Raw genomic sequence first — 10296 nt, forward strand, 5'->3', positions numbered from 1 at the left:
AACAGAGGTTCACATGACACAACAATGGATTACTATTACTCCTGACCAACCTTTTGCCGGATACCTGAGTTTACCTCCTACAGGCACAGGTCTAGGTCTGGTTTTACTTCAAGAAATTTGGGGAGTGAATGAACACATTCGTGCCGTTGCCGACAGCTATGCGCAAGCTGGTTTTGTGGTTTTCGCTCCTGACGTGTTCTGGCGACTCACTCCACGACTGGATTTAAACTATGATGACGCAGGTACCCAAAAAGCCTTTGAGTGTTACCAAACTCTGGATGCCGATCAGGCTGTTAGCGATGTTGTGACGGCAATTGATTTCCTTAAAACACGCCCAGAGGTCAATGGAAAAATCGGTATTATTGGCTACTGCCTTGGCGGTCAACTGGCCTATCGCAGTGCGGCTGCAAGTGCAGACATCAGCGCAGCTGTATGTTATTACGGTGGCGGTATTGCAAATTATTTAGATGTTGCGCCGCAGCTTAAGCAAGCGATTATGTTCCATCACGGTGCACATGACGAACATATTCCAGCCGATGATGTTGCTAAAATTAAAGCAACGTTTGCCCATAACACTCATGCACAATTTTTTGACTACCCTGCAGGACACGGTTTTAACTGTTGGGGACGTTCAGGAATGTATCATCAACCATCCGCGGCTTTAGCCCAGGGACGTTCACTGGCGTTTCTTGCCGAACAACTCTGCATTTAACCCCAAGCTGTCAGTAACATAAAAGGCCTCACATTGCTGTGAGGCCTTTTATTATAAAGAGGTGAGTTGGCCGATAAGCCGGGTCCTGTCGTGGACAGTTATTCATCTAGGCCTGCAATCGCTCACAGGCTCAAGCAACCTACCCGGTTCCAACGCGAGCAGCGCCATGCGGAACCCTATTTGGTCTTGCTTCGGGTAGAGTTTACCTTGCTACGGACTATTGCTAGCCGCACGGTGCGCTCTTACCGCACCCTTTCACCCTTACCATCTTAGCCGAGGCCAAAATGGCGGTCTCCTCTCTGTTGCACTTGTCGTCGGTTCACACCGCCCAGGCGTTACCTGGTACCCCGCTCTTTGAAGCCCGGACTTTCCTCCCCGTACTTACGTACGCGGCAACTGTCTGGCCAACTCGGCACGGATTATAGCCTAAGCAGCGCAACAAACCAATGCCAAAGCGACCAGCTTTTTATAAATCCAGTTCTAAACCATATTTATATAGGGCATTTTTCTTTAAACCATGAATTTGCCCAGCTATAGCTGCGGCTTTTTTAAGCGGTAATTCTTCACAAAGTAACTTTAATGTAGCAACTGCAACCGCTGGAATACCTTCTTCATCAGTTAATGTAAAGCCATGGCACATAATGACCATTTCGCCTTTTTGCTGATTATCATCGGCTTCAACCAGTGCCAATACTTCAGCAGCGGTACCCGATAAAAAAGTTTCGAAGGTTTTAGTGACTTCACGAGCCATCACTATTTGTCTATCTTCGCCTAACACCTCAACAATAGCAGCAAGGCTATAAAGAATACGGTGAGGAGATTCGTAAAATATCAGCGTACGAGGATCTTCTTTAAGAAATTCAAGCTTATCGATACGCGCTTTTTCTTTTGAAGGTAAAAAACCTTCAAAACTAAAGCGATCAGACGGTAACCCTGATGCACTTAGGGCGGTAATGGCGGCACAAGCGCCAGGCAGTGGCACGACTCTGTGGCCAGCTTGGCGAACATGATTAACTAAATGATAGCCGGGATCAGAAATTAATGGCGTACCCGCATCAGAAATAAGTGCGATTGATTTACCTTCATTTAACTGTTCAACTATCCATTGCGCTCGGTCACGTTCATTGTGATCATGTAATGCCGTTTTACGGGTTTCAATACCAAAGTGACTCAGCAGCCTTCCGCTATGGCGTGTGTCTTCGCAGGCGATTAAATCAACCTGTTGCAGCACCTCTATTGCCCGAGCGCTGATGTCGCCAAAATTACCAATTGGGGTGGGAACAATATACAGCGCGACCATTTGGTCCATAATTACCTCGATAATGAATCTACCTGAGTCTTTCGCCAAGCTTAAGAGCAGGTTAAACTAGTGACAGCATCTTACCAGAGTGAAGCCAAGTGTTAAAAAGACTGAATACTACAAAATTCGTGTGCGCGTTGATTTTCTCTGTATTGGTGGTCGGTTGTGCCACCAATAAACAGCAAGATAATATTGACGCAAGTGCATCGCTCGTTGCCGCTGAACATCCGGCTAAAGTTTATTTAGCCCAAGCAACGAATAGCAGTTTACCAGAAAAGCGTGATCGTTATTTATTACTCGCCGCTCACGCTTATATCAATGACGGAAACTTTAATTCCGCCGCTAAAGTATTAACCTCAATGCAGAAGTCGATGGTGACCGTTCCCTCGCTTCAAGCTGAGCACATATACTTGCGTGCGCGCATTGCAGAGAAAACCAATAGCAGCCAAGCTGCGCTGGATATATTACAGTATCCGCCTCATTGGCAGTTACCGCGTTGGCAAATGGCGAGTTATCACCAATTTAAAGCCAAGCTGTATAAGAATACTCAACAGCCAATTGATCAAGTTAAGCAATTAAGCCTGTTAAGTAATTACTTACCAAAATCTGAAACCTCTGCGATTAATAATGTCATTTGGAAGCTTCTACAGCCTTTACATGAAGAAACAGTGCAGTCGTTTATGCGCGATCAATCTAATCCGATTTTTGCGGGTTGGTTACAATTAACCTATATTGCTAAGCATTATGCGGTTGAACCAACTCAATTAGTGCGTTATTTAGGTGAATGGCAGCGTAATAACCCTAATCATCCTGCGGCGATGAAATTACCTGCAGATCTAGAACAGGCACTCAATGCTAAGCCTTTTAGACCGCAAAATATTGCGGTGTTATTACCATTAAGTGGTCCACGTGCTGTGGTTGCTGAGCCCATTCGTCAGGGGTTAATGTCAAGTTACCTGTCTGACTATGACGCCAATGTATCAATTAACTTTTATGATACTCAGCAAGGTGTTGCTGCCGCTTATCAACAAGCCGTTGCCAAGGGAGCGGAATTTATCATTGGGCCATTATTACCCAATGAAGTTGAAGAATTACAGAAAGTAAATGATAAACAAAAAACCACTATTCCTCAGCTGTATTTGAATCAAACAGACACCTTTACACCACAACCAAATCTGTTTTATTTTTCATTGTCACCCGCGCAAGAAGCCAGTGATGCAGCACGAAAAATGTTTAATGATGGCGTCAAACTGCCATTGCTTTTAGCCAGTAATGACCCGATTGGTAAACGTATGGCCGACAGTTTTCAACAAACATGGCTGACATTAACCAGTAACGATGCCGAAGTGTATTTCTATGATGCTGGCGACCAAATGAAGTTGACCGTTCAAGAAGCATTGGGCGTAAAAGATAGCCAAGCACGTATTAGTAGAATGCGCGATTTATTAGGCAGTCGCTTAGAATCAGATTTTCGTTCTCGCCAAGATATTGATGCGATTTACATGATTTCTGGTTCACAAGATTTAGCCCTGCTAAAACCCTTCTTAGACGTTAACTTTAGTGTGTTCTCTGAACCGGTGACCTTGTATACCACTAGCCGGAGCCGCCTTGAAAGTGAGTCAGCACAATCGGCACAAGAGTTAAATAACTTGATCATTAGTGATGTTCCTTGGCTAATGCAATCGAATAGCGAAACTCAAATGGTGTCAGAACTGTGGAGTGGTTGGAATAATAGCCAAAAACGCTTGTATGTCATGGGGTTTGACGCACTTGAGTTGGTTAATCGTTTAGCGCAAATGCGTGCGTTCCCTGGCTATCAATTTATGGGGCGTAGCGGCGCATTATCAGTGAAACCTAATGGCGTGATTGAGCGTCAATTGTCTTGGGGTAAATATACTCAAGGAAAATTAACACCACTATGAACAGCGGACAATTAGCTGAGCAACGTGCACGAACTTATCTTGAACAACAAGGTCTGATATTTGTTGCCGCTAATGTCCGCTATCCATTTGGTGAAATAGATTTGATTATGCGCCAGCAAGATGTATGGGTGTTTGTGGAAGTCAAATTTAGAGCGTCAAATCAGTTTGGTGGCGCCTTAAATGCACTTACAAATAAGCAAATCACCCGGATAAGATTAGCCGCGGATCATTATTTACAAAGACAAAAATTGAATCCACCTTGTCGCTTTGATGTCATTGCGATGAATATTGATGAAATAAACTGGCTACAAGGCTGTTTTTAAGCGGCAATTGATTACCATAACCTTGATTTATGGCATCATAGAGTCAAATCACCAAGTCTTACTGATGAGCGATATTAAAAAGGCCAATCAGAGACATACGTAGACATAATTTAGCGTAAGGATTGTTGCATGTTAGAACGTATTAAAGATAGTTTCACCGAATCGATTCAAACTAAGATTGATGCTGCTGAAGCATTGCCAGAATCGATTGAAAAAGCGGCCGAGATGATGGTGCAATGTCTACTTGGCGGTAATAAAATTCTGTCATGTGGTAATGGCGGCAGTGCTGGCGATGCTCAACACTTCTCAGCTGAATTATTAAACCGTTATGAAATTGAACGTCCACCTCTACCGGCTATTGCATTAAGCTGTGACACGTCAACCATTACGGCTATCGCCAACGATTATAGCTACGATGAAATTTTCTCGAAGCAAATTTTAGCTTTAGGACAACCTGGTGATATTTTATTAGCGATTTCTACCAGTGGTAACTCAGGTAACATTATTAAAGCCATGGAAGCAGCATTAAGCCGTGACATGACAATTGTTGCATTAACTGGTAAAGACGGCGGCGCAATGGCAGGTTTAATGAGCGCTGGTGATGTAGAAATCCGTGTACCGTCAAACGTGACAGCACGTATTCAGGAAGTTCATTTACTGGTTATTCATTGTTTATGCGATAACATCGATCGCACCTTGTTCCCACAGGACGAACAAGCATGATAAGAGGGTTACTCATCATCTCGATCCTTGCGATGTTGCAGGGATGTGCTGGTGCGGTCATGGTTGGCGCCGTTAGCGGTGCCAAGATGGCAAACGATGAGCGCAGCATGGGCACGCAAATCAGCGATACCAATGCTGACTTTGTTATTGCCAGCGCATTATCAAAACATGATGACCTCAACAATCAAACCCATATCGCTGCCATTGTGATGAACAAAAATGTATTGATGATAGGCCAAGCGCCTAATTCAATGCTGCGCGATAAAGCCGTTAAAGTCGTACAAGATTTACAAATTGGCGGCAAAATACATAATCAAATCCGTATTGGCACACCAACCTCATTTACCACTCGCAGCAATGACACTTGGGTCACCACCAAAGTAAAAGGCCGCATGCTGAATGAGAAGTCGCTCGATATTACTCGCATTAAAGTCATTACCGAAAACGGCGAAGTGTTTTTGCTTGGGTTAATTGACCGCAAACAAGCTGATTTAGCCGTTGATATCGCTCGAAATACAGCTGGTGTTCGCAAAGTGATTAAGGTTTTTGAATACACTGAATCTTAATCCTGCTGTAGCTAACAACTTATCGCGATTTAAAAAATTCATCCTGCATTTTGCTCGATGAATTTTTTTTGCGATCTTTTGGCTTGTATCCAAGGGATAACCAGTGACGGTAACACAATAAAACTAGCGCCTAACCAACTTAGTCCATCAAGCCATTCGTCAAAAAATACCCAGCCCAAGAAAACACAGAACAACAAACCTGTATATTCTGCCACCACAATTTGACTGGCTTGCGCTTGACGATACGCTAAGGCACAAAACCACTGGTATGCGAGTAAAAATACGTTACTTAACACTGCGATGACCACTAAAGAAACACTTATTCCCTCTATGCCTTGTACTAAGGCCATCACAAAAACTAACGGCATGCTAAGTAAATTATAAAGCATTAGCGTAACGATTGGACTTTCTGTACTAGGTAACTTGCGCAGTGCCAACTGGTTAATCGCAAACGTAAATGCTGAAATTAATACTGCAATACCAAACCAGTTAATTTCACTTGGGCGCAGTAAAATAATAATGCCAATAAACCCCAAAATAGCCGCTAACCAATGCGCTGCAGTAACGGTTTCTTTCAAAAACAAAAATCCCATTAATACAATCATTAATGGCGCTGAGTAAAATAACGAACTCACTGTAGCAATCGGTAGCGCAATTAAGCCCATAACTAAACATACAGCGCCAATAGCGCCGGTATTAGCCCGCACTAAATGCACCTTTACGTGGCGGCTGGTTGGTTTGTTAGCCGCCAACCACAAAGGCAGCAACATGATTACTGATGTTAACTGTCTAATTAACAGAAATGTTGCAGCGCTACTGCCCTCTGGAAGCCATTTTATAGACACATCATACATAGCGCTAAAAAGGTTACCGACGACCAATAACATCATGCCGATGGCGATTGTGGATTTCATTGTACTTACAACCTAAGAATCAATAATTGGCTGCATCATATCCTTAGCAATTTATATCGAATAATGATGTTTTTAATCAATGCATGAGTTAAATTCATATATAGTAAATTTTAATAAAATAAACTCATATTTAAGGTGCATATGCGCAAACTTCCACCACTGAGGGCACTACAAATATTTGAAGCGGCAGCAAGGCATGCGCACTTTTCTCGGGCGGCAACTGAGCTTTGTATTACTCAAAGTGCGGTATCGCATCAAGTGAGGCTGCTTGAAGCTCATTTTGGTGAACGATTATTTAGCCGCGAAGGCAGGCAACTCTGTTTAACCAGTAAAGGCAGTGTGCTTTATCATGAGCTAGAACGAATATTTAATGAGCTGAATGATTTAAGCATGCAAATCACTGGAGACAGTAATGATCAACTCCGTTTAGCGGTATACAGTTCATTTGCCATTAAGTGGCTCATTCCTCGCTTAAGCGATTTCCATCGATTGCATCCACAAATTAAAATTCGCCTAGATATGATCACCGACGACCCACTGATGAGTGATAGTGTGGCTGATATGTTTATTACTGGCCAAAGTGGCCAACCCGGTTATGTGCATCGCATGTTACACCAAGAGAGACTGATCCCAGTGATTTGTCCTGGGCTGCTCAATACCGACCTCTCGGCGCTGAGTGTATTACGTCAGCATGCATTACTTACCGTTGACGAAGGGCCAATAGGCTTCGATTGGGAGCGCTGGTTATCCGTTAATGACATCAGCATAGCCGCGACACAACAACAGCATGTATTTAGCCATGTGTTGTTAGCCATTGAAGCGGCAATTGCCGGTCAGGGTATCGCGCTAGCGTCAGATTTTATGGTAGAGCGAGATATTAGTAAGGGAGCATTAGTCGCGCTTAACTTACCCGCTATGTTGACTGGCTTTGAATTCAATTTTAGCTGTAAACAACGACGTTTAAAGGAACCTGCTATCGCTGCGTTTGTGCAATGGTTAACCAAAAAATAAGCCAGCAATTTGCTGGCTTTTCAGTAACAATAGCTAAAGTTTTACTTACACGATAAGGCCAATTTTTTCGTAGACTTTTTTAATGGTCACTTCTGCACGCGCTTGGGCTTTTTCAGCACCTTCCGCCATCACTTGGCTTAGGAATGCATGATCGGCGCGGAACTCTTTAAAGCGAGCTTGTAATGGCTCTAACATACCAACAACCGCTTCACCGGTAGCCACTTTTAAATGGCCATACATTTTGCCTTCAAATTCTGCTTCTAAAGATGCAATTGACTGCCCTGTACAACCTGACATTAAACTCAGTAGATTAGACACACCCGGCTTTTGTTCGATATCAAAACGCACCACTGGCGGCTCTTCACTATCAGTCATGGCTTTTTTAACTTTCTTTAAAATCGCTTTAGGATCTTCAAGTAAACCAATAACGTTATTGCGGTTGTCATCTGATTTGGACATTTTCTTTAGTGGGTCTTGCAGTGACATGACCTTAGCACCATGCTCAGGAATAAACGGCTCAGGAATAGTAAACGTGTCGCCATAAGCATTGTTAAAACGAGTGGCAATATCGCGAGTCAATTCTAAGTGCTGCTTCTGATCTTGACCAACTGGGATTTCATTAGCTTGATACAGCAAAATATCTGCCGCCATGAGCACAGGATAACCATATAGCCCAACGTTAATGTTATTAGCATGCTTTAAAGACTTATCTTTAAACTGGGTCATGCGGTTTAACTCACCCATTTGGGTGTAACAGTTTAATACCCAACCAAGTTGAGTATGCTGCGGCACTTGCGACTGAATAAATACGGTGCTTTTTTTAGGGTCAACACCACACGCAAGGTACAAGGCTAATGTATCTAAACAGGCTTCACGGAGTAACTTAGGATCTTGACGAACCGTGATGGCATGTAAATCAACAACACAATATAGGCAATCATGACTATCTTGCATGGCAACCCATTGACGAAGTGCGCCCATATAATTACCTATGGTTAATTCGCCTGATGGCTGCGCACCGCTGAGTACTATGGGTTTAGTCATGTGTTTTATTGCTCCAGATTATCTTTTTGAAAATTAAAATTATTATGAAAGTAAGTATTGCTCTATATCAGCAAAATTTTCGCATACCGCATGGGGATGACTTAGGCCGATATCTTCGCCGTAGTTGTAGCCATAGGTCAAGCCAATAGACATAACATTGGCAGCTTTAGCTGCTAAAATATCATTCTTTGAATCACCAATCATCAGTAATTGCGACTCATCCAATTGCCACTGTCCAAGCAAATGCTGCAACGGCATAGGATCCGGCTTCATTTTGGCTAATGAATCGCCGCCGAGCACTTCGCTAAACACATCATCGAGGCCAAAAGCACTTAATATCGGCAAGGTAAAACGATAAGGTTTATTGGTGACGATAGCCAGTTTAAAACCAGCTTGTTTTAGCTTTTGTAACGTAGTGATCACCCCAGAGTACAAACGACTATGCGTATGTAAATGCTCACTATAGTAAAGCATAAATAGTGGCATCGTTTTCTCAAGTAATGCCTGTAGCTCAGGAGTATTTTCTGCCATGCCAGAGGCATAACTTAATGCACGTTGCATTAATACACGCGCACCATTTCCGACCCAACTCAGCACCAGCGCTTCTGTTACGGGTGGATATTGGCATTGTGCTAATGTGGCATTGGTGGCAGCAGCTAAATCAGGCACACTGTCGATTAATGTACCATCTAAATCAAAAGCGATAGCGCTAATGTTTGACCATTGCATCATGTTAAGTCCTAATAATACGAAAAGACGTTATGATACCGTAGCAAGTTCTGCACGCATTTGATCAATAACAACTTTATAATCTGGTTGATTAAAAATTGCCGAACCCGCGACAAACATATCTGCACCGGCAGCCGCGATTTCAGCAATATTGTCGACCTTTACGCCACCATCGACTTCTAAACGAATATCAAACCCACTCGCATCTATGAGTGCACGAACTTGGCGAAGTTTGTCTAATGTATGCGGAATAAATGACTGACCACCGAAACCTGGGTTAACCGACATCAATAAAATGACATCAAGTTTGTCCATAACGTGATCTAAATAATGCAATGGTGTGCCGGGATTTAAGACTAAACCAGCTTTGCAGCCAGATTCTTTAATAAGCTGTAAGGTACGATCAACATGCTCTGAAGCTTCTGGGTGAAAAGTAATAATTGAAGCGCCAGCTTTAGCAAAGTCAGGAATAATACGATCGACGGGTTTTACCATTAAATGTACATCAATATCTGCAGTGATGCCGTAATTACGCAGTGCAGTACATACCATAGGGCCAATGGTTAAATTAGGAACATAGTGATTGTCCATTACGTCAAAGTGAACAACATCCGACCCCGCATCTAATACGGCTTTAACATCATCACCTAAACGGGCAAAATCGGCGGACAAAATTGATGGTGCAATTAAAAATGGGCGCATAATCTTCTCTATTGGCAGATCAAAGTGTCGACATTTTACCCTTTGCAGCCGCAACCCTCTAGTCTCACGCGAGAAATAACCACTCTGAAACTGGAATTTAGTCGAAAATGCCAACATTGGTCAACTTTGTTATTTTTTAAACAGAAACCAGTGTTCAATAACTAAGCTATTTTGCTATAATGCGAAAATGTTGTTATGTTTATGATCCAATATAAGATCTTACATCTGTTGTAGTATTAATCGATTTTACACCACGGATAGGGCAAAATTTATGCTTAAGTACTTAATACGCAAGCTTTCTGGTCGTGATGGCAAATTATTGTCAATACAGATTTTTGCTGTTTTTGCGA

The 10296-nt window shown here is 42.8% G+C and carries 11 protein-coding genes and 1 other RNA gene; 6 read left to right on the top strand and 6 right to left on the bottom strand.

The genetic code is table 11. The features are described from left to right. Positions 1–13 precede the first annotated feature (13 nt). Positions 14–712 carry a dienelactone hydrolase family protein gene (locus H5185_RS09500; protein ID WP_182741971.1) on the top strand — a complete coding sequence of 233 codons (699 nt, stop codon included), beginning with the start codon at positions 14–16 and terminating at the stop codon, positions 710–712. Between the two features lie 58 nt (positions 713–770). Here the strand turns inward: H5185_RS09500 and rnpB are convergent. Together rnpB and rsmI are read right to left on the bottom strand one after the other, a co-directional pair. Next, an RNA gene (rnpB, locus tag H5185_RS09505) (RNase P RNA component class A) lies at positions 771–1124 on the bottom strand. 54 nt (positions 1125–1178) lie between these two features. Continuing rightward, complete coding sequence (gene rsmI / locus H5185_RS09510; RefSeq protein ID WP_124017508.1) at positions 1179–2021, bottom strand: 16S rRNA (cytidine(1402)-2'-O)-methyltransferase; 843 nt, start codon at positions 2019–2021, stop codon at positions 1179–1181. Between the two features lie 89 nt (positions 2022–2110). On the opposite strand from rsmI, the gene H5185_RS09515 reads away from it, so the two are divergent. The 4 genes from H5185_RS09515 (at position 2111) to dolP (ending at position 5546) form a co-directional block, all read left to right on the top strand. Further along, the gene (locus tag H5185_RS09515; RefSeq protein ID WP_182741972.1) at positions 2111–3934 is read left to right on the top strand and encodes a penicillin-binding protein activator; all 1824 of its coding nucleotides are present in this window, start codon (positions 2111–2113) and stop codon (positions 3932–3934) included. Next, on the top strand, positions 3931–4257 hold the full coding sequence (locus H5185_RS09520; RefSeq protein WP_182697763.1) for a YraN family protein: 327 nt from the start codon (positions 3931–3933) through the stop codon (positions 4255–4257). The genes H5185_RS09515 and H5185_RS09520 overlap by 4 nt, the downstream gene beginning before the upstream one ends. Before the next feature lie 129 nt (positions 4258–4386). Continuing rightward, positions 4387–4980, top strand: coding sequence for a phosphoheptose isomerase (locus H5185_RS09525; protein WP_124017505.1), 594 nt, complete (start codon positions 4387–4389; stop codon positions 4978–4980). Next, complete coding sequence (gene dolP, locus H5185_RS09530; RefSeq protein ID WP_124017504.1) at positions 4977–5546, top strand: division/outer membrane stress-associated lipid-binding lipoprotein; 570 nt, start codon at positions 4977–4979, stop codon at positions 5544–5546. The genes H5185_RS09525 and dolP overlap by 4 nt, the downstream gene beginning before the upstream one ends. Positions 5547–5584: 38 nt before the next feature. Here the strand turns inward: dolP and H5185_RS09535 are convergent, their stop codons facing one another. Further along, positions 5585–6460 carry a DMT family transporter gene (locus H5185_RS09535; protein WP_182741973.1) on the bottom strand — a complete coding sequence of 292 codons (876 nt, stop codon included), beginning with the start codon at positions 6458–6460 and terminating at the stop codon, positions 5585–5587. Between the two features lie 141 nt (positions 6461–6601). Here H5185_RS09535 and H5185_RS09540 point away from each other — a divergent pair, with 141 nt between their 5' ends. Next, positions 6602–7471 carry a LysR substrate-binding domain-containing protein gene (locus H5185_RS09540; protein ID WP_182741974.1) on the top strand — a complete coding sequence of 290 codons (870 nt, stop codon included), beginning with the start codon at positions 6602–6604 and terminating at the stop codon, positions 7469–7471. Between the two features lie 45 nt (positions 7472–7516). Here H5185_RS09540 and trpS read toward each other — a convergent pair whose 3' ends face one another. Genes trpS through rpe form a run of 3 tightly spaced genes read right to left on the bottom strand, consistent with a single transcriptional unit; the run spans position 7517 to position 9946 of the window. Then, positions 7517–8515 (bottom strand): tryptophan--tRNA ligase, encoded by a 999-nt coding sequence (gene trpS, locus H5185_RS09545; RefSeq protein WP_124017501.1) that lies wholly within the window; start codon positions 8513–8515, stop codon positions 7517–7519. A gap of 42 nt (positions 8516–8557) precedes the next feature. Then, positions 8558–9247, bottom strand: coding sequence for a phosphoglycolate phosphatase (locus H5185_RS09550; RefSeq protein ID WP_124017500.1), 690 nt, complete (start codon positions 9245–9247; stop codon positions 8558–8560). A gap of 27 nt (positions 9248–9274) precedes the next feature. Beyond that, entirely contained in the window at positions 9275–9946 is a 672-nt protein-coding gene (rpe, locus tag H5185_RS09555) for a ribulose-phosphate 3-epimerase (RefSeq protein ID WP_124017499.1), read from the bottom strand. Positions 9947–10296: the final 350 nt, after the last annotated feature.

Source organism: Shewanella sp. SG44-6 (genome assembly GCF_014164185.1).
Classification (GTDB): Bacteria; Pseudomonadota; Gammaproteobacteria; order Enterobacterales; family Shewanellaceae; genus Shewanella; species Shewanella vesiculosa.